The sequence below is a fragment of the Hyphomicrobium sp. CS1BSMeth3 genome, assembly GCF_900117415.1.
Classification (GTDB): Bacteria; Pseudomonadota; Alphaproteobacteria; order Rhizobiales; family Hyphomicrobiaceae.
Genome location: NZ_FPEI01000006.1, coordinates 596,072 through 613,755 on the forward strand (window position 1 = coordinate 596,072; position 17,684 = coordinate 613,755).

20 protein-coding genes are annotated in these 17,684 nt (G+C 65.9%); 8 read left to right on the plus strand and 12 right to left on the minus strand.

Going from position 1 to position 17,684, the window contains the following annotated elements; all coding sequences use genetic code 11:
• Positions 1-73: 73 nt before the first annotated feature.
• From CS1BSM3_RS17865 to CS1BSM3_RS17880, 4 genes are all read left to right on the plus strand, one after another.
• A complete protein-coding gene (locus CS1BSM3_RS17865) occupies positions 74-529 on the plus strand; it encodes a DUF2948 family protein (RefSeq protein ID WP_072389178.1) in 456 nt (151 codons plus the stop codon).
• A gap of 178 nt (positions 530-707) precedes the next feature.
• Positions 708-2,036: a histidinol dehydrogenase gene (gene hisD / locus CS1BSM3_RS17870; protein ID WP_072389180.1), complete on the plus strand. Its 1,329-nt coding sequence runs from the start codon at positions 708-710 to the stop codon at positions 2,034-2,036.
• The gene (locus tag CS1BSM3_RS17875; protein WP_072389182.1) at positions 2,033-2,521 is read left to right on the plus strand and encodes a UPF0262 family protein; all 489 of its coding nucleotides are present in this window, start codon (positions 2,033-2,035) and stop codon (positions 2,519-2,521) included. Before hisD ends, CS1BSM3_RS17875 begins: the two co-directional genes overlap by 4 nt.
• A gap of 6 nt (positions 2,522-2,527) precedes the next feature.
• Positions 2,528-3,013, plus strand: a complete 486-nt coding sequence (locus tag CS1BSM3_RS17880) for an arsenate-mycothiol transferase ArsC (RefSeq protein WP_072389184.1) — start codon at positions 2,528-2,530, stop codon at positions 3,011-3,013.
• A 5-nt stretch (positions 3,014-3,018) separates the two neighbouring features.
• Here CS1BSM3_RS17880 and CS1BSM3_RS17885 read toward each other — a convergent pair whose 3' ends face one another.
• From CS1BSM3_RS17885 to CS1BSM3_RS17895, 3 genes are all read right to left on the minus strand, one after another.
• Entirely contained in the window at positions 3,019-3,588 is a 570-nt protein-coding gene (locus CS1BSM3_RS17885) for a carboxymuconolactone decarboxylase family protein (RefSeq protein ID WP_072389186.1), read from the minus strand.
• 40 nt (positions 3,589-3,628) lie between these two features.
• A complete protein-coding gene (locus tag CS1BSM3_RS17890) occupies positions 3,629-4,039 on the minus strand; it encodes a cupin domain-containing protein (protein WP_072389188.1) in 411 nt (136 codons plus the stop codon).
• 74 nt (positions 4,040-4,113) lie between these two features.
• Complete coding sequence (locus tag CS1BSM3_RS17895) at positions 4,114-5,316, minus strand: glycosyltransferase family 4 protein (protein WP_244540554.1); 1,203 nt, start codon at positions 5,314-5,316, stop codon at positions 4,114-4,116.
• Between the two features lie 75 nt (positions 5,317-5,391).
• On the opposite strand from CS1BSM3_RS17895, the gene CS1BSM3_RS17900 reads away from it, so the two are divergent.
• Positions 5,392-6,210: an alpha/beta hydrolase gene (locus CS1BSM3_RS17900; protein ID WP_072389192.1), complete on the plus strand. Its 819-nt coding sequence runs from the start codon at positions 5,392-5,394 to the stop codon at positions 6,208-6,210.
• A 1-nt stretch (position 6,211) separates the two neighbouring features.
• On the opposite strand, the gene CS1BSM3_RS17905 is transcribed toward CS1BSM3_RS17900, so the two are convergent.
• The 5 genes from CS1BSM3_RS17905 to CS1BSM3_RS17925 form a co-directional block, all read right to left on the minus strand.
• Positions 6,212-7,831 carry a hypothetical protein gene (locus CS1BSM3_RS17905; protein WP_072389194.1) on the minus strand — a complete coding sequence of 540 codons (1,620 nt, stop codon included), beginning with the start codon at positions 7,829-7,831 and terminating at the stop codon, positions 6,212-6,214.
• Positions 7,832-8,040: 209 nt separating this feature from the next.
• Complete coding sequence (locus CS1BSM3_RS17910) at positions 8,041-8,907, minus strand: SDR family oxidoreductase (protein ID WP_072393979.1); 867 nt, start codon at positions 8,905-8,907, stop codon at positions 8,041-8,043.
• The gene (gene queG, locus CS1BSM3_RS17915; protein WP_083528690.1) at positions 8,904-10,091 is read right to left on the minus strand and encodes a tRNA epoxyqueuosine(34) reductase QueG; all 1,188 of its coding nucleotides are present in this window, start codon (positions 10,089-10,091) and stop codon (positions 8,904-8,906) included. Before queG ends, CS1BSM3_RS17910 begins: the two co-directional genes overlap by 4 nt.
• Before the next feature lie 7 nt (positions 10,092-10,098).
• Complete coding sequence (locus tag CS1BSM3_RS17920; RefSeq protein WP_072389196.1) at positions 10,099-11,025, minus strand: dihydrodipicolinate synthase family protein; 927 nt, start codon at positions 11,023-11,025, stop codon at positions 10,099-10,101.
• Positions 11,026-11,096: 71 nt separating this feature from the next.
• Positions 11,097-11,729 carry a glutathione S-transferase family protein gene (locus CS1BSM3_RS17925; protein ID WP_072389198.1) on the minus strand — a complete coding sequence of 211 codons (633 nt, stop codon included), beginning with the start codon at positions 11,727-11,729 and terminating at the stop codon, positions 11,097-11,099.
• Positions 11,730-11,993: 264 nt separating this feature from the next.
• On the opposite strand from CS1BSM3_RS17925, the gene CS1BSM3_RS17930 reads away from it, so the two are divergent.
• On the plus strand, positions 11,994-12,662 hold the full coding sequence (locus tag CS1BSM3_RS17930) for an extensin-like domain-containing protein (protein WP_072389200.1): 669 nt from the start codon (positions 11,994-11,996) through the stop codon (positions 12,660-12,662).
• Positions 12,663-12,803: 141 nt separating this feature from the next.
• Positions 12,804-13,667, plus strand: coding sequence for a hypothetical protein (locus CS1BSM3_RS17935; protein ID WP_143149263.1), 864 nt, complete (start codon positions 12,804-12,806; stop codon positions 13,665-13,667).
• Here the strand turns inward: CS1BSM3_RS17935 and CS1BSM3_RS17940 are convergent.
• From CS1BSM3_RS17940 to CS1BSM3_RS17955, 4 genes are all read right to left on the minus strand, one after another.
• Positions 13,605-14,438, minus strand: a complete 834-nt coding sequence (locus tag CS1BSM3_RS17940; protein WP_083528691.1) for a hypothetical protein — start codon at positions 14,436-14,438, stop codon at positions 13,605-13,607. The two genes, CS1BSM3_RS17935 and CS1BSM3_RS17940, sit on opposite strands and share 63 nt — an antisense overlap.
• 285 nt (positions 14,439-14,723) lie before the next feature.
• Positions 14,724-16,283 (minus strand): NAD(P)H-hydrate dehydratase, encoded by a 1,560-nt coding sequence (locus tag CS1BSM3_RS17945; RefSeq protein WP_244540555.1) that lies wholly within the window; start codon positions 16,281-16,283, stop codon positions 14,724-14,726.
• Between the two features lie 3 nt (positions 16,284-16,286).
• Positions 16,287-16,490 (minus strand): hypothetical protein, encoded by a 204-nt coding sequence (locus CS1BSM3_RS17950; protein WP_072389204.1) that lies wholly within the window; start codon positions 16,488-16,490, stop codon positions 16,287-16,289.
• A complete protein-coding gene (locus tag CS1BSM3_RS17955; protein WP_072389206.1) occupies positions 16,483-16,899 on the minus strand; it encodes a VOC family protein in 417 nt (138 codons plus the stop codon). Before CS1BSM3_RS17955 ends, CS1BSM3_RS17950 begins: the two co-directional genes overlap by 8 nt.
• A 149-nt stretch (positions 16,900-17,048) precedes the next feature.
• On the opposite strand from CS1BSM3_RS17955, the gene CS1BSM3_RS17960 reads away from it, so the two are divergent.
• The gene (locus tag CS1BSM3_RS17960) at positions 17,049-17,672 is read left to right on the plus strand and encodes a glutathione S-transferase family protein (RefSeq protein ID WP_072389208.1); all 624 of its coding nucleotides are present in this window, start codon (positions 17,049-17,051) and stop codon (positions 17,670-17,672) included.
• The last annotated feature ends 12 nt before the right edge of the window (positions 17,673-17,684 follow it).

Genomic DNA, 17,684 nt, shown 5'->3' on the forward strand with positions numbered 1-17,684 from the left:
TGGCGGGTATCAGTCTGCCTCGATAGCGCACCGGCTTGGGGGAGCTGGCGGCGCGGATAGTGCCAGGCCGAGCATGGACAATCTCAAACTCATTGCCCTCGACGCTGATGACCTCAAGATCGTCTCCGCGCATATGCAGGATGCCGTGCTGAAGGTCGGCGACATGGCCTACGTGCCGCGCGAGCGGCGCTTTGCGGCCATCTTCAACCGTTTCGACTGGACGTCGGTGGCACCAGGCGGCAGGGCGAGGGCGCCGACGCGGCGGCAGGCGGCGCTGCGCTTCGAGCGTGTGCTCGGCGCCCAGGTCAGCGGTATCGACCTGAAGGCCGGGCAGGAGGTGCTGGAGCTGCTCGCCATCCAGTTCGAGCCGGCCGCGACCGAGGATCCCCAAGGGCATGTCACGCTGGTGTTTGCCGGGGGCGGCGCCGTGCGGCTGCACGTCGAGTGCATCGAGGCCGAGATGAAGGATCTCGGTCCGGCCTGGCAAGCGCGCGCCGTGCCGAAGCATCCGGAAGACGATCCGGCATAGCAAAGGCCGCCGACAGCACAGGAATTGCACAAAATCCCCTCTCCCCGTGCTCACGGGGAGAGGGTTAGGGTGAGGGGCGGCGGCAAACACAAACGTCGCGCAAGTTCCCGCCCCTCAACCGACCCTCTCCCCATTGAAGACGATGGGAGAGGGGGAAAGTGGCAGGAAAGTACGACACATGCCAACGCGCCTTAGGACATCCGATGCCGGCTTCGAGGCGGCCTTCCGCAGCTTCCTCACGCAGAAGCGCGAGGTTTCCGAGGACGTGGATGCGCAGGTCCGGTCCATCCTTGCCGACGTGCGCAAGCGCGGCGATGCGGCGGTCATCGAGCTCACGCAGCGCTTCGATCGCTTTGATGCCGGCGCCAAGGGCTTGCGTATCCGCGCGGACGAGATCTCGGCTGCTGTTGCCTCGGCCGATGCCGAGACCGTCGCGGCGCTGACGCTCGCGCGCGACCGCATTGCTGCCTACCACCAGCGCCAGCTCCCGTACGATGACCGCTATCGTGATGCGCTGGGTGTCGAGCTTGGCGGGCGCTGGACGGCCGTCGAGGCCGTGGGCCTCTACGTGCCGGGCGGGACGGCCTCCTACCCGAGCTCGGTGCTCATGAATGCCGTGCCGGCGCGTGTCGCGGGTGTGCCGCGCATTGTCATGGCCGTGCCTTCGCCCGACGGGCAGCTCAACCCGCTGGTGCTGGTGGCGGCGCATCTCGCAGGCGTCGAGGAGATCTACCGTATCGGCGGCGCGCAGGCCGTGGCCGCGCTCGCCTATGGCACGCAGACGATCGTGCCCGTCGCCAAGATCGTCGGACCGGGCAATGCCTATGTGGCGGCCGCCAAGCGGCAGGTGTTCGGTACGGTCGGCATCGACTCGATCGCGGGGCCATCCGAGGTTCTCGTCATTGCCGACCGCGACAATGATCCGGAATGGATCGCCGCCGATCTCCTTGCGCAGGCTGAGCACGACACGGCCGCGCAGTCGATCCTCATGACCGACGATGCAGCCTTTGCCGAAGCCGTCTGCGCCGCCGTGGAGCGGCAACTCAAGGTGCTGCCGCGTGGCGCGATCGCTGCCGAGAGCTGGCGCGATTTCGGCGCGGTCATCCTCCTCGAGCACTTCGGCGAAGCCCCCGCGCTCGCCGACCGCATTGCCGCCGAGCATCTGCAGATTGCCGTGCGCGACGCGGACCAGCTCGCGGACGCCATCCGCAATGCCGGCGCGATCTTCCTCGGCGCGCATACGCCCGAGGTGATCGGCGATTATGTCGCCGGCTCCAACCACGTGCTGCCCACGGCGCGCAGTGCGCGTTTCTCCTCGGGTCTCGGCGTCCTCGACTTCATGAAGCGCACGTCGATCCTGCGTCTCGATGAGAGCGCGCTCGCGGCACTCGGACCGGCGGCCATGCGCCTTGCCTCCGCCGAAGGGCTTGACGCGCACCGCCGCTCCATTGCCGTGCGGCTCGGCCCGAACGCGCTTGCCGCCAATACGAAGAAGGAGGGCGCGTGAGCCAGACGCCCGATGCTCCGTCCCGCGCGCGGCTCGTCGCCATCACACTCGACGAGGCCTCGATCACGCGCGGCAACGCGAACATCGAGCACGAGCGCGAAGTCGCGATCTACGACATTATCGACGCCAATACTTTCGAGGTCGAAGGGCGCGAGGGCCCGTTCACGCTCAAGCTCGCGGTCATCGAGGATCGCCTGCATTTCATCGTCGACACCGAGCCCGTGTCCGGCGAGCACACTCTGATGCTCTCCCTCTCACCGCTGAAGCGCGTGATGAAGGACTACTTCATTGTCTGTGAGAGCTACTACAAGGCGATCCGCACCGCGCCGCCCTCGCGCATTCAGGCCATCGACATGGGACGGCGCGGGCTGCATGACGAAGGGAGCCGCCTGCTCACGGAGCGCCTCAAAGGCAAGATCAACGTCGACTACGACACGGCGCGGCGCCTCTTCACGCTGATCTGCGCGCTGCACTGGAAGGGCTGACGCACCATGCCCGGGGGCGCGGCCAGCAGCGAGGGTGGTGTACGTGAGCTGCCGGGTGCCGTGCTCTTCGCCTGCACGATGAATGTCGTGCGCTCGCCGATCGCCGCAGCCATCCTGCGCCATCTGGCGGGCCGGCGCGTCTATGTCTCCTCTGCCGGCGTCAGGGCCGGCGAAGAGACTGATCCGTTCGTCACAGCAGTCATGGACGAAATCGGAATCGACGTTTCCGCTCACGCGCCGCTCGCGCTCGCCGATCTCGATGACACCTCCTTCGATCTCATCGTGTCGCTTTCGCCCGAGGCGCACCACTCGGCCCTGGAGCTCACGCGCACCATGGCCGTGGATGTCGAGTACTGGCCGACCTTCGATGCTTCGCTGATGGTCGGCCAGGGCAATCGGGAGCAGACGCTCGAAGTGTACCGGCGCGTGCGCGACCAGCTCTTCGAGCGTATCAAGCGCCGCTTCGGCTTCGAGGGTGGTCCCTCAGTGTAGGCGCCTCAGGGCAGCGGATCGATGCCCGTCTTCGCGCCTTCGGGAAGCGGCGCGCGCGAGACGTTCAGCACCATGGCGAGCAGGCTGTAGTAGCCGTGGATGCCGATCATATCGATGACGCCGCGCTCGCCGAATGCTTCCACCGCCCGCTTGTACGTCGCATCACTCACGGAGCGCGCGCGCGAAAGCTCGTCGATGAAGTCGTAGATGACGGCCTCGTCGGCGGCCATCTTGGCCGGGCGACGGCCCTCGGCAATGGCGTCGATGACGTCCGCGGCAAGGCCCGCCTTCTCGGCGATCGGGCGGTGGTGATGCCACTCGAAGGCCTGTGTCCAAAGACGCGCCGTCATCAGAATGACCATCTCGGAGCGGCGCGGCTCGAGCGCGCTGTTGAAGCGCAGGTATTCGCCGGTCTTCTGCAGGCGCGTCATGAAATCCGGGCTGCGCAGCAGCGGGATGAACGGGCCGACGAGATGGCCGCGCGGGCCGGAGACGATGTCCTTGACGGCGGCCTTCTGCGCCTCCGTCATCTCGGCATCAGGGATCATCGGCATGCGCGGCGTACGGGCGGTCATTGGGGGTGTTTCCTTTGCTTATTCTTGGTCGCGAGGGACCTCAGGTGCCGCCCTTCGTATCCCAGCCGGAGGTATCCTTGTCGAGGAACTTGTTGGGCTTGAGGAAGATCGAGAGCACAAGGCAGCCATTCGGCGAATGCGCATTGTGGCGGTTGCCGGCCGGGCGCCAGACGAAGTTGCCGGGCGTGGCGATGCCTTCCTCGTCCTCGAGCGTGCCCTCGAGCACCCAGGTCTGCTCGATCTCGACATGCTCGTGATAGGGAAGCTGAGTGCCGGGCGCGAAGCGGAAGAGCGCCGTGACGAGCCCGCTCTCCTTGTCCTCGACGAGCACCTTCATGTCGACGCCGGGAAAGCGCGTCTCCTGCCAGGGCAGCTCGGCGACATTGAGATAGCGCGAGGCGAGGGGCCCAAGCTTGTCGGCATCCTTCAGGAATGGCGTCGTGGCGACCATGGCGGGCGAACTCCCATAAAATCTTGCTTTGGCTTCAAAGAGCGCCGCAAGACTTTCACCTGGGCTGCCGCCTGTCAAACCGGATGCGTCTGCGATGCCGTGAACCGCGCCGCGAGCTGCGTGCCGAGCAGGCCGTCATAAACCGCGAGCGTCTGGCGCTGCATGGCTGCGACGGTGAAGCGTGCCGCAATGGAGGCCGCGGCGCGCGCGCTCATGGCTTGCCGCTCGGCCTCCGGCATGGCGAGCGCCTCGGCAATGGCATCAGCGAGCGCGGCAGCATCGCGCGGCGGCACATGCCATCCCGTTGCCTGCTCGCGCGAGACCTCCGGCGGGGCGAGGACGATCTCGGGCGGTGCACCGATATTGGTCGTGATTGTTGGACAGCCGACGGCAAGCGCCTCTGCAGCAGCACGTCCGAAGGCTTCGGGCTCGATGGAGGCGATGACCGTCAGGTAGGCGACAGCAAATGCCGCGGCGATGTCCTCGACATGACCGACGAGGCGCACGCGATCGCTGATGCCGAGCTCGCCGGCAAGCTGGCGCAGGCCCTCGGCGTAGTCGTTGCGCCCTTGTGCGTCGCCGGCCAGCACCAGCACGCCATTGCCGAGACGGCCCTCGGCTTGTAGCCGGCCGACGGCCTCGATGAGGACGCGCTGGCCCTTCCACGTCGTGAGGCGCGCGGCATGGAGGATCACGCGCTCATGCGGCTCGATGCCCCACGCCGTGAGAAGGCGCGTGCGGCGCTCTGCATCGATGCTGTCAGGCGAGAAGCGCGCGATGTCGACGCCGCGCGGAATGATCACGGGCGTCCCCGCGAGCGCACCATAGCGGCCGCGGATCAGGTCCGACGTGTAGCGCGAGTTTGCGATGACGCTATCGCCGCGCGCCATGACGCTATTGTAGAGCCGCTTGATGCGCCCGCGCTCGCCATAGGCGCCGTGGTAGGTCGTGACGAAGGGGACACCTGCCCGCCGCGCGGCCATGAGTGCGCTCCATGCAGGCGCGCGACTGCGGGCATGGAGGAGCGACACCGAGCGCTCGCGGACGATGCTCGCTATGCGCTGGCCGTTGGTGACGATCGTCACCGGGTTCTTCGTTTCGAGCGGCAGGGTGATGATCTCGCCGCCGAGTGCCGTGACACGCTCGGCCATGCGCCCGCCCTCGGTCGCGACCAGCGCCCGCGCGCCCGTGCGCACGAGCGCCGCGACGATTTCCAGCGTGGAGAGCTCGGCGCCGCCGGTATCGAGCCGCGGGACGATCTGCAGTATGGTCGGCATCTGATCGGCCATCGGGATCGGCTATGGTTCGAGATAAGGAGCCCGCGCGGCTCAGCAGTGTCGAGGGTTTATAGAATGGCAGAGGCCGAACCACAATTTCTGCAAGTCGGGGCCGGAGCGCCAGGAGACGCATCTGGGCGCCGCATTGCCTATCTGGCGGATCCCGGAAAGCCGGGAAAGACGCCCGGCGTGATGTGGCTTTCAGGTCTCAAGTCGGAAATGACGAGCACCAAGGCCTCGGTACTCGCGGCCTGGGCTGCCGAGCATGGCCATCCTTGCACGCGTTTTGACTATTCGGGGCATGGCCAGTCACCGGGGCAGTTCGAGGACGGGACCATCGGCGCGTGGCTCGAGGAGGCGCTGGCCGTCTTCAAGCAGATTACGCAGGGACCACAGATCCTCGTCGGCTCGAGCATGGGCGGCTACATCGCGCTGCTCGTGCTGCGCGCGCTCATGCGCGATGCGCCCGCCGAGGCCGCGCGCATCAAAGGGCTGCTGTTGATCGCGCCGGCCTGGGATATGACCGAGCGGCTCATGTGGGCGCGCTTCTCGGAGAGCGCGAAACGCGACATCCTGGAGAAGGGCGTGTTCCAGCGGCCGTCAAAATACGGCGATGGCGACTACGCCATCTCGCGGCGCCTCATCGAGGAAGGACGCAATCACCTCATTGGCGATGCGCCTTTCGATCCCGGCCGGCCCATCCACGTGCTGCACGGCCTGCTCGATCCGGACGTGCCCTGGGAGCACACGCTCGATCTCGTCGCGCATCTCTCCGGCGATCACGTGCAGGTCTCGGCCGTGCCGGACGGTGAGCATCGTCTCTCGCGGCCCGAGGATCTCGATCTGATGATCCGCGCGCTCGAAGGTCTCGCCGGCGTTTCGTACGCGAAGTGAGCTACCAGCGGTCGCGCCACGGGTTCAGCTTGGGATCGGCCTCCGCCGAATCCACGAGCCCGCCGTCGAATGCCGACTCGAAAGCGTGAGGCGGCAGGCGCTCGGCAGCAGCCTCCGAGATCACCCACATGGTGTAGCCATCGCCGTGGATGGCGCCCGTGCATGTGACGCGGTCGCCCGCGCCCGCGCGGCAGCTCGAAAGCGTCTCGATGCGCTCCGGCTCGCGTCGGTCATGCCGGATCACGCGGATGTCGACAGGCTGCACGTCCGCGGGGAGAGCCCCGAGATCGACATTGCGGAAGACGCACGTGGTGGCGTGATTGCAGGCACCGGCGCGGCGGCCGATCGCGTTGCCGAACCGCACGGCGCGATTGCCATGCAGGAACGTTGCCGGTTGATCGTGCCCATTGCTCACGTAGCAGCCGCCGGCCGTGCAGAGCACAGGGTCCATGCTTTCATAGCCGCGGCCACGGCGATAGCGCGGCTCCATCTGCAGGAGGATGGTGACGTGGCCGTCATAGGCGAGCTTGGGCTCTGGTGACATCAGCGCGGGGCGCTCGGTGCCGGCGCGCGAGCGCGGCGGGGCGAGCGGGACATCGCGGAAGCCTTCATTGTCGGTGATGCGGCCCTGGCCCGATGACGGCTCGTGCGCGCGTTCCTGGACAGTGCCCGTAATCGTGCCGCTCGCCGGGCCCGTGTGCCGCGCAAGTTGCTCCTCGCGAATGCGGCGCAGGCTCTCGGCTACGCGCGCGATCTCGGCATCGGCCTCGATGTCGGCGACGCGGCGGGTTTCATCGGTGGTCGCGCGAGCAACGGCGCGACTGGCCTCTGCGGCCCGGCGCTCGGTCTCGGCGCGTGCGGCTGCCTCGGCGGCGGCGCGCTCGGCTGCGATGCGCTGGGCCTCACTGGCCTTGCGGACTTCCTCGGCTTTGCGCGTTTCTTCAGCCTTGCGAATTTCCTCGGCCTTGCGGAGCTCAGCCGCGCGCTTGGCCTCCTCGGCTGCCCAGGCCGCCTGCTCGGCGCGGCGGGCTTCCTCCGCACGGCGCTCGGCCTCGGCAAGACGTGCGGCTTCGGCCTTGCGGGCTTCCTCTGCAGCAGCCTGCTCGGCGGCAATGCGGAGTGCTTCGGCGGCGCGCTTGATTTCCTCGGCCTTGCGCGCTTCTTCCGCGACACGCGCTTGCTCGGCTTCCCGCGCGGCCTCGATCTGACGCGCTTTCTCGGCGCGCTGGCGCTCGGCTTCGCTTTCACGCGCCTCGCGCTCGGCGCGCATGGCGTCGAGCCGTGCGGCCTCTTCTTCGAGCTTTCGGCGCTCTTCATTCTCGGCGCGGGCGCGCGCGAGCATCTCGGCCTCGTGAGTCTTCTGCGTTTTTTCCTTGGCAGCCTTGGCTGCTTGCTCTCTGCGCTGCTGCGCCTGTTTTTGTGCCGCTTCCTTGCGCTGAGCCTCGGCGCGCTGGGCATCCTCGGCAAAGCGGTTGGCGATCGCGTGCGCCGGATTTCCTGCGGGATCGGCCGAAGCCGGAAGCGGGCTTAGAATGATTGCGGAGGCGAGAGCACCGGCTAGGCCGGTCGTGCGATGCAATGTGAGGTAAGAGAAATATGCGCGACGCTTCAGGGCGGACATGCCGCTACTCCCTCGACGGAGACAAATCATCAACGCAGCGCGCGCCAGGGGGCTGGCGGCCTCAACAACTCAAGTACGCAGTACGGAATGACGGTACGCTTCGATTTAGGCGGCCGCGCGGACTTGGGATGAACGCCGCGTGAATTCCTTCATGCGCAAGCCCAGGACCGGTGAATTCCTTCACGCGCAACTTAGGTTCGTGAATTGCTTCACGAACCGATCAACGCGGCGTCGCGGGCAAATCCGTCGCGATAAGTGGGGTAAGCGAGCGCCAGGCCGAGTGCTTCTTTCACGCGCGCATTGGAGACGCGCTTGCACTCCGAATAGAAGCTGCGCGCCATGGGCGTGAGATCCGCCGTCGCAAAGTCGACGGATGGTGGTGGCGGCAACCCGAGCAGTGTCGCGGCGTAGGCGAGCACGTCCTGCGGCGGGGCGGGCTCGTCGTCGCTGACATTATAGATAGCGTGCCCAAATGGCCGGGCGATCGCGGCCGCGAGGACGTTCGCAATATCCTCGACATGAATGCGATTGAACACTTGGCCGGGTTTCACGATCGCGCGGGCCGTGCCCTTGCGAACGGCTTCGAGCGGCCCGCGCCCAGGCCCGTAGATGCCGGCGAGGCGAAAGATCTCGACGCGAAGGTCGGTATGTTGCGCGAGATCGAACCATGATCGCTCGGCAGCAAGCCGCCAGCGACTGCGATTGCTCGTCGGCTTCGGCGTCGTTGTCTCAGCGACCCAGGCGCCGCCGTGATCGCCATACACGCCGACCGTCGAGAGATAGCCAACCCAGGAGAGCGCGCTGGGTAGATCACCGGCGTGGTGCCGCAAGAGCGGATCACCCGATGCATCGGGTGGCGCGGACACGAGGAGATGCGTCGCCGAGGTAAGAGCCGTGCGCAGTTCGTCGCTCGCGGCTGTGCCGTCGAAAGCAATCGCTTCATAGCCGAGAGCAGCGATACTTGCCGCGCCGCTGGGCGTTTGCGTGGTTCCAATGACACGCCAGCCCTGAGCCGCGACGCGCGCCGCGAAGACGCGCGCCGTATATCCGAGGCCGATGCACAGAAGCGTGCTCATGAGGCGAGCGCCGCTGTCCATTCCTCGCACACGGAAGCATCCGCGTCGTTCCCGTGCGCTTCCGCCAGCTTAGTCATGTGCGCACGCGGGACGAGACGCGAGAGCGCCCACACGGCAGCGCCGCGCACGACCGGCGCTTCGTGCGCGAGCAGGGCTTCGATCAGCGGAACGAGTGTAGCGTCGCTGCTGTTGCCGGCCGCGATCAGGACATTGCGCATGAAGCGTGCGTGTCCCGCGCGGCGGATCGGCGTGCCGGCAAAGCGCTCGCGGAAAGCCGCATCGTCGAGCGCCAGCAGATCCGCGATGCGCGGTCCCTGCGTCTCCGGCCGAATGGCGAGCTGCTGATCGTGCGAGGCCTGCGCGAACTTGTTCCACGGGCAGACGGCGAGGCAGTCGTCGCAGCCGAAAATGCGATTGCCGATGGCCTCGCGGAATTCGTGCGGGATCGGGCCTTTGTGCTCGATGGTGAGGTAGGAAATGCAGCGGCGCGCATCGAGCTGATAGGGGGCCGGGAATGCCGCCGTCGGGCAGATGTCGAGACAGCGCCGGCAGCGCCCGCAGTGATCGCGCTCGGGCTCGTCGGCTGCGATCTCGGCGCGCGTCAGAATGACCCCGAGATAAAGCCACGAGCCGTGCTCGCGCGAGACGAGGTTCGTGTGCTTGCCTTGCCAGCCGAGACCGGCGAGCGCTGCGAGCGGCTTCTCCATGAGTGGTGCAGTATCGACGAAGACTTTGACGTCCTCGCCGGTCGCTGCCTGCAGGGCGCGCGCGACGCGCTTGAGGCGCGGCTTGACCACATCGTGGTAGTCGCGGCGCGCGGCATAGACGGAGATGCTCGCGCGATCGCGCTGATCGAGGAAACGGAGAGGATCTTCCTCGGGCGCGTAGCTGAGGCCGAGCACGATGGCGCTTCGTGCTTCTGCCCACATGGCATTCGGATGCTGGCGGCGCTCGGCCTTGGCCTCGAGCCAGTCCATGTCGCCATGCTGGCCATCGGCGATGAAGCTGAGAAAGCGCCGGCCGGGCTCGGCGCCGAGATCGCTCACGCGGGCAATGCGCACGACGCTGAAGCCGGCGGCTGCCGCCTCGCGCGCGACTAGTGCGCGGGCGTCCTGCGCACTGTCGGTTGGCCGGGTGGCGCCGTCACCCGCGTGCCTTGTCCGCACGGCCAGTGTCGGCGCCATGATGGCCTCACGCGGCCTCGGCGAAGTTCAGCTTGAAGCCATGAACCTCGGCGAGCGTCTGGATGGCCTTCTCGGCTTCGGCCTCGGGGAGCTCCGTGAAGGGCGGCCGAAGCTCGGCCCAGAGCGGGTCATCGCGGTAGTGCGCGAGGAGCGCCTTGAGCACCGGGATCATCGGATACTGCTGGATGGCCATCCTGAGCGCAGTGACATTGGCCTGGATCTTGTCGGCGTTCGGCCCCTGCCAGTTGTCGAACACCTCGCGAATTGCGCGCGCGCTCACGTTGGCCGTCGCCGAGATGCAGCCCGCCCCGCCGAGACGCAGCGCGTCGAGCAGGAAGGCTTCCGAGCCCGGGAAGACCTCGAAGTCCGGGAAGGCTTCGAGAATGGCCTTGGTGTTGTTCCAATCGCCCGACGAGTCCTTCAGCCCGACGACGGTCGTCGGGAACTCCTTCTTCAGGCGCTCGATGAGCGGCAGCGAGAAGCCGACCTGGGCAATGGGCGGGATGTGATAGAGGTAGACCTTGAGGTCCTCGTCGGCGACCTCCTCGATGACCTCCGCGAAGAAGCGGAAGAGGCCCTCCTCGCTCGGGTTCTTGTAGTAGAAAGGCGGCAGCATCAGCACGCCGCCGCAGCCGAGCTCGACGGCGTGATCGGTCAGCAGGATCGCATCCGAGAGCGAGCACATGCCCGTGCCCGGCATGAGCTTCGAGGGTGGAATGCCGGCTTCGACGATCTCCTCGAGCATCTCCATGCGCTCGTCGATCCCGAGCGAGTTCGCCTCGCTCGTGGTGCCGAAGGGCGCAAGGCCCGTGCAGCCGTCCTCGAGCAGCCACTCGCAGTGCTCGACGAAGCGGTCGAGGTCGGGCGCGCCGTCCTCGCCAAAGGGAGTGAGAACCGGAGCGATGACGCCGGAGAAGGTCGGGTTTGTTTTCATGGCGGCGTTCCTTGCTGGCGCGCGCTGGCTGATGGATCTTGGTGACGGCCGCTCGGCGGCCAACGCATTCCTCAGGAGGGCATGGGGATGCCGTCCTGCGGTACAGGTATGTGATAGCCCTTCTGAACAGCCGGGCGTGCGGCAATGGCCTTGTACCAGCGGCTGACGTTCTCGTACTGGGCAAGGTCGATGCCCTGCCACTCGAAGCGCGAGATCCAGGGCCAGATGGCCATGTCGGCGATCGTGTAGTCGCCCGCCACGTATTCGGACTTGGCGAGCTGGCGGTCGAGGACGCCGTAGAGGCGCGCGGCCTCCTTCAGATAGCGCTCCTCGGCGTAGGGCGCCTTGCCCTTGTTGAAGCGCACGAAATGATGGACCTGGCCGAGCATGGGGCCGATGCCGCCCATCTGCCACATCAGCCACTGCATGGTGTTCCAGCGCCCTTTTTCGTCGGTCGGCCAGAACTTTCCGGTCTTCTCGGCAAGATACATCAGAATGGCGCCCGACTCGAAGAGCGCGAGGCCATTGTCGCGGTCGACGATCGCGGGGATGCGGTTATTGGGGCTGATGGCAAGGAACTCGGGCTTGAACTGCTCGTCCTTGGAGATGTTCACCGGATGCACGGCATAGGGGAGCGCAACCTCCTCCAGCATGATGGAGACCTTGCGCCCATTGGGCGTGGACCAAGTATAAAGATCGATCATGGCGCTCCTTCGTCGCCGGGCCTGCCCGGGACATTCCTTATCTCAGAACGCGTGAAGGTAGACGCTCCATGGCTCTCGGGCAATGAGGACCTGCCGCGCCGCATGACCGCGCCCGCACCGCGTTGGCGCAGCAGCAACTCTTGCCCGATCATGAACGCTTCGTCAGCCCCGGGACATCCTCGCAACAAAGTGCCGCACTAATCTGAGTTTCTGGGTCATTAGCGTTGACCAGTTCTTAGGCTGAGCCACCGTATACTTTCCTTCATGTTGCGTAGGTCGGTAAAATTCGGGCTGACGATTGCGGCGCTGCTCCAGATACAGGGCTGCGGCAAGCAGGCGTACTTCGTCGCCAAGGAAGAGCCGTGGCGGGCCGATGAGGAGCGCCGCTGCCTGGCGTCGGGCTACGTCCGAAACAACCCGCACATTTCCCGGCGCAGTGCTCTTGGCGGCCCCAGTGCGTGCGGCGCCATTCAGCCGCTGTATGTCAGCGCGACGGCCCACGGCGCGGTCAGCCTCACGCCGCAGGCGACCCTGCAGTGCCCGATGGTCCCCGCAACCGACCACTGGGTCGTCACGTCGGTCATGCCGGCAGCGCGCCGCTACTTCCGAATGGACGTCGTGGAGCTGAAGGTGGCGGCGTCCTATTCCTGCCGGCCCCGTAATGGCATTGCCGGAAGTGTGCTGTCCGAGCATGGCTTGGCCAACGCCCTCGATATCTCCGCCTTCGTCCTGGCCGACGGGCGCAAGATCTCCGTACTGACGGGTTGGAAGGGCAACGCTGCCGAGCGAGAGTTCCTTCGTGCCGTCCATCGGGGGGCCTGCCGCACGTTCACGACCGTCCTCGGCCCCAATGCCGATGCCTTCCACCGCGACCACTTCCATCTCGATCTGGCCCGTCACGGACGCCGGGGCGCAGGCCGGATATGCCGCTGACGCGGGCCCTGGATGTGGCGCGCCTACAACTATATGGTAGATGGAGCACATACAAAAATCGCGTCGATTGCAACGAATTAGCAACGCGACTGTGTTGATATTTCACTGTCACACTCTGTATGTGACGAGCGGAGCCGTGTGTTGAGTCTGCAGTTGATAGATGACCAGGGGCAAGTGTGGGACGGAAGCTCGCGCCAGCTCCGTCATGCCTACGACTCGCCCTATTCGGGGGGCGAATTCTCCGACTACGCGGTCGTCAATCTCGGCTTCATCGCGACGAACGTCTATGGCCAGTCGGCACAGATCCGGCTGCGCCCGAGTTTCACGGCCGACGCCGCCTATGACGCGCTCTACCGCTGGCTCCTCAACCGCCGCTTCGACCGTATCGTTCTGACCTGGCTCGACAGCGAGTGGCAGAACGAGATGCTGCGCTCGAACCAGGCCGCGCTGATCCGCCTCGACGATCTGATCGAGGAGGCCAAGCGCCAGCGTCCCGACGAGTTCCTGTCGCGCAAGCTCGAGGGCCCCACGGTCCGCGATCCGCACGCCATGCAGCAGCTATTCCGCGAGTGGCCGCACCTTTCGGCCAATCTCAACGAGGTCGAGCTGCGCCGTCTCCTCGAGCCGCTGCTGGGCCATCGCTATGTGGTGGTGAAGGGCGAGCGCAGCGCCGAGAAGCTCGTGTTCTCCGAGTTCGGCGGCGGCATCTTCGCGAATTATGACGTCTGGCGCTCGTGCGCGGTCGGGGCGCCCATTCAGGAGCAGCCCGACCGGCTTTACGGCCGCTGGGTCGCGGACGCCTACAAGGAGGCGCTCGTGTCCAATGCGCCGCGTCTGGACCAGGTCGACGCGATCGTGCGCTGGCCCCGCGAAGGGCGCCTGCGTATGCGCTATCAGCGCCTGATCGTGCCGATCAAGGTCTCGAACCAGGAGATTCACCTCCTAGGCGGTTCGGTGGTGGACGACCGGATCGACCTTCGTGTCTCGCGGCGCCAGCAGACCTGAGAAATAGTCGACCAGCTCGTCGCGGTTCGACCAGATCAGCGCCGAGTGGACCGTGCCCGGCGAGACCGGGGTCTCGATCAGGTCGATCGCCCATTCGACATGGGCATAGCCCGTCCGCGGCGCGGTGCCCGCCTTCACGACTTCCTCGGCCATGAAGCTCAGCGTGATGTCCGTATCCCAGCGGGTCTGGGATAGCGCCTTCGTGATGCGCGGAAGGATCGAGGTCAGCCCCTGCTTGCGCATCGAGGGATGATACCAGACCGCGCCGGAGAAGGTCGTCGGGCCCGTGATCGTCGAGGCCGAGGGGGCGGTGACCACGATCTGCTCGCCGGGATGACGCTGGGCATCCGGATCGGGATAGAAGAGCTTCAGGCTCTCCGTCTCGTCCTTGAAGCTCGTTCCGGTGAGGTCGTAGATGCGGGCCGCCTGGGCGGCGACGACCTGGCCGCTGCTCGTGCGGGCCAGCAGGCAGAACCCGTTCTCGTCGGCGAAGCCGCCATCCTCGACATTGAAGATCGGCAGCAGCGAGCGCCAGCTGTCGCTGTTGCGCCGGTTGACCTCCAGGAGCTCCTCGAGGGGGGCGAAGGTGAGGTTGATTCCCCGCTCGCGCAGCATCGTATCGCCGCGCAGGAACAGCCGAGCGTAGAGGTCCCGCGGGCCGTGGTCGATCCGCACATCGGCGAGAAAGTTGTGATTGAACGTCTGCGCATGGATGGCCGGCGCGGCAACCGTTGTTGTGGTCGTTGCCGCTGCCCTCGCGGAGGTATGCATGACGGGAATTCCCCCATTCCTGAAGAATAAGGACAACGGCGCCTCGGCAGGCATTTGCGAGGTAGCGTTTCCTTAACCTTACTTATAGGATGGAATTCTTATCAGATGCAAGAGAGTTTACGGAAAATTTACTCTGTTAAGTCGCGGATTCTCAGGAAGAATTGTAGCGTTTTGATACGCTTGTTAATATTCCGGCAATAGATTGGTTAATGTGAGCAGAAATCCTATTGGAATGTGCAGGTAAACGGAGAATGCAATTTTAGGTTGATCATTTCCATTATGCCCTTATTTGAATAAGGGAAGGACCTGCATCAGCGCCTCGGGGAGGTCTTCGGCAATGAGCCCGGGGCCGGCGCTCTCGGCGCTCGCTCCATGCAGCCAGACGGCCGATGCCGCCGCCTCGAATGCCGGCGCACCCTGTGCGAGCAGCCCGGTGATGAAGCCCGCGAGCACGTCCCCCGAGCCGGCCGTCGCGAGCCATGGCGGGGCATTCTCGTTGATGGCGACCCGGCCGTCAGGAGCTGCAATGCAGGTGTCGGCCCCCTTGAGAACGACCACCGCGCCGCTCTCGGCGGCGGCACTGCGCGCCCGTTCGAGGCGAGAGCCCGGAAGCTTCCCGAAGAGGCGCTGGAACTCGCCGTCGTGGGGCGTCAGGACGGCTGGGCGCTTGGCGTCGGATTTGATGGCGTCGAAGAGCCGCCTGGGGCTCGGTTGACTGCCCGTTGCGGCCCCCGGAAGGAAACCGAGCGGACCCGGGTCCGATCCGGCGCTGGCTGAGAGTTCTGCGAACGACGTCAGGGCATCGGCATCGAGGACCACGGCGGGGCCCGATGCGAGCGCGATCTCGACCATGCGGCACGTCGCCTGCCCGACACCGCAGCCGGGGCCGATGAGCACGGCATTCCGGCGTTTGTCAGCCAGCACGGCCGCCAGCCCCTCCGGCACGTCGAAGGGCTTCAGCATGATGGCCGTCAGGTGAGCGGCATTGACCGGGAAGGCCGCGCGCGGACTCGCCACAGTGACGAGACCGGCGCCGACCCGCAGCGCCCCGCGCGCACTGAGGCGCGCCGCACCGGTACTCTCCGCGGGACCTGAGATGATGACGGCGTGCCCCCGCGTGTACTTATGTGCGTCCGCCTTCTGCCGGGGCAGGGCGGCGCGCCAGACTGCTGGGCTGTTTACGAACGTCTGCGGCTTGATTTGATCGAGCACGCTGGCGGGTATGCCGATATCGGCGCATGTCACCGGACCGCAGAGCTCGCGTCCCGGGAGCAGGACATGTCCAGGCTTGCGGCGAAAGAAGGTGATGGTCCGTGTCGCTTCGATAACCGGTCCTGTCGGCTTGCCGGTCGTCCCATCGAGGCCGCTCGGGACATCGATTGCGAGCACGGGCACATCGGATGCGTTGACCGCGTGAATAGCCTCGGCGGCGGGGCCTTCGATCGCACGTGAGAGCCCGGCACCAAAGAGGCCGTCTATGATCAGATCGCAGTCGCGGATGCTTGGCCCATCGACCGGCTCGACCGGCCCCGGCCAGCGCGCCGCATAGCGGGCGGCATCACCCTTGAGCGCAGCGAGCTCGCCCAACAATGCGAGGCGCACGCGATAGCCTTGCTCGAGCAGCCGCCGTGCCGCGACGAAGCCGTCACCGCCGTTGTTGCCGGGTCCAGCCAGCACGAGAATGCGCGCACCGATGCCGGCCATCGTGCCGGCGACCTCGGCGACGGCCTCGCCCGCGCGTGCCATCAGCGTGAGCGAAGGCACACCCGCAGCAACAGCAAGACGATCCGCCGCCGCCATCTCCATGGTGCTAAGCAGTTCGATGGCGTCGTCCGCATTCGGCATCGTCTAGATCTTTTCGAGCCACACCAGCAGGCCGCGCACGACCCCGATCGGCGGGAAGGCGATGTCTCCGAACAACCAGAGCCAGCGCCGGCCTTGCGCGTCATGCACCAGAGCTGTCACGAACAGCGCGCCAATGCCGGCCGCGATGACCCATTGAACGAGGCCGGCACCGAGGGCCGTGGGAAAGAACCAGTAGTAGTCATACATCGTCGGCCCCCGCTGCTTTGAAGCGCAGATCGGCATACGTGCTGAGCTCGACGAGGTTGCCGTCCGGATCGCGAATATAAATCGACTTGAGCTTGCCGCGCGCGCCCGTGCGCTCGGAGGGCGGCACGAGGATCGGCACGTCATTCGCGACGAGCTGCTCCTCGATGCCGTCGAAGTCATCCACCAGCAGGCAGATGTCACCCGATCCGGGCATCGGATGCTCGGCACGCGGCGCGAACATGTTGTCCGCCTGATGCAGGTTGATCTTGTGCGGGCCGAAGCGCAGCGCTGAGCGCTTGTCGGGTCCGAAGACCTCGTGCGTCATGCCGAGTGCCTGCGTGTAGAATGCTACGGTGCGCTCGATCGAGGCCACCGTCAGCACGAGATGGTCAAAGCCGATGACTTTCACGGGTGGCGCTCCGCGGCCGAGATTCACCAAGGATAGTGTGGGCCGCACCGCGATAATGCGCAACTGGAATGCGGTCGCGCGGGTTCGCCGCCTCGAAGTCCGCCAATATAGGTTTCAAGAGAAAGAGGCTACGGGAGGGAGCAGTCCCCATGCTGAGGATTCTCGGAAGAGCAAATTCGTTCAATGTGCGAAAAGTCCTGTGGGTCTGCGACGAGCTCGGCGCTTCGTACACGCGGGAGGATTGGGGCCGTGGCTATCGCCCGACGAACGATGACGAGTTCCTGAAGATCAATCCGATCGGCCTCGTTCCTGCGGTGATCGATGATGGTGTCGTGCTGCGCGAATCCAATACGATCGTCAGATATCTGGCGACCAAGCACGGAGATGATGCCATTTACCCGACGGATCCCGTGCGTCGCGCCGGCGTCGAGAGTTGGATGGATTGGGCCAACTATGAAACGTCGATATCGCTCCGCGGCGCCTTCCTCGGCGGCATGCTGAACGAGCCGCCGTGGAACAATCCGTGGTTCATCGAGCAGGGGCGGCGGCAAATCACGAAGGAGGTCGGCCAGCTCGACGCGCATCTGCGAACGAGCGGGCCGTACATCACGGGTGATACATTCACCATCGCCGATATCCCGATCGGCCTCGTGGTCAACCGGTGGTTCTGCCTGAACTTCGAGCGGCCGGAGTATCCTTTCGTCGCGCGCTACTATGAGCAGCTCAGCACCCGGCCCGCTTACATGCGCCACGTGCGCAATGGCCTGCCCTGATGAGCCGAGCGG

Excerpts from the sequence above, each read along its gene's own strand:
- CS1BSM3_RS17910 (WP_072393979.1), bottom strand. The coding sequence starts at position 8,907 with ATGAGCACGCTTCTGTGCATCGGCCTCGGATATACGGCGCGCGTCTTC.
- CS1BSM3_RS17920 (WP_072389196.1), bottom strand. The coding sequence starts at position 11,025 with ATGAAAACAAACCCGACCTTCTCCGGCGTCATCGCTCCGGTTCTCACT.
- CS1BSM3_RS17880 (WP_072389184.1), top strand. The coding sequence starts at position 2,528 with ATGCCCGGGGGCGCGGCCAGCAGCGAGGGTGGTGTACGTGAGCTGCCG.
- CS1BSM3_RS17945 (WP_244540555.1), bottom strand. The coding sequence starts at position 16,283 with ATGCCGAATGCGGACGACGCCATCGAACTGCTTAGCACCATGGAGATG.
- CS1BSM3_RS17960 (WP_072389208.1), top strand. The coding sequence starts at position 17,049 with ATGCTGAGGATTCTCGGAAGAGCAAATTCGTTCAATGTGCGAAAAGTC.
- queG (WP_083528690.1), bottom strand. The coding sequence starts at position 10,091 with ATGGCGCCGACACTGGCCGTGCGGACAAGGCACGCGGGTGACGGCGCC.
- CS1BSM3_RS17905 (WP_072389194.1), bottom strand. The coding sequence starts at position 7,831 with ATGTCCGCCCTGAAGCGTCGCGCATATTTCTCTTACCTCACATTGCAT.
- CS1BSM3_RS17895 (WP_244540554.1), bottom strand. The coding sequence starts at position 5,316 with ATGCCGACCATACTGCAGATCGTCCCGCGGCTCGATACCGGCGGCGCC.
- CS1BSM3_RS17950 (WP_072389204.1), bottom strand. The coding sequence starts at position 16,490 with ATGTATGACTACTACTGGTTCTTTCCCACGGCCCTCGGTGCCGGCCTC.
- CS1BSM3_RS17900 (WP_072389192.1), top strand. The coding sequence starts at position 5,392 with ATGGCAGAGGCCGAACCACAATTTCTGCAAGTCGGGGCCGGAGCGCCA.
- CS1BSM3_RS17885 (WP_072389186.1), bottom strand. The coding sequence starts at position 3,588 with ATGACCGCCCGTACGCCGCGCATGCCGATGATCCCTGATGCCGAGATG.
- CS1BSM3_RS17930 (WP_072389200.1), top strand. The coding sequence starts at position 11,994 with ATGTTGCGTAGGTCGGTAAAATTCGGGCTGACGATTGCGGCGCTGCTC.
- CS1BSM3_RS17890 (WP_072389188.1), bottom strand. The coding sequence starts at position 4,039 with ATGGTCGCCACGACGCCATTCCTGAAGGATGCCGACAAGCTTGGGCCC.
- hisD (WP_072389180.1), top strand. The coding sequence starts at position 708 with ATGCCAACGCGCCTTAGGACATCCGATGCCGGCTTCGAGGCGGCCTTC.
- CS1BSM3_RS17865 (WP_072389178.1), top strand. The coding sequence starts at position 74 with ATGGACAATCTCAAACTCATTGCCCTCGACGCTGATGACCTCAAGATC.
- CS1BSM3_RS17940 (WP_083528691.1), bottom strand. The coding sequence starts at position 14,438 with ATGCATACCTCCGCGAGGGCAGCGGCAACGACCACAACAACGGTTGCC.
- CS1BSM3_RS17925 (WP_072389198.1), bottom strand. The coding sequence starts at position 11,729 with ATGATCGATCTTTATACTTGGTCCACGCCCAATGGGCGCAAGGTCTCC.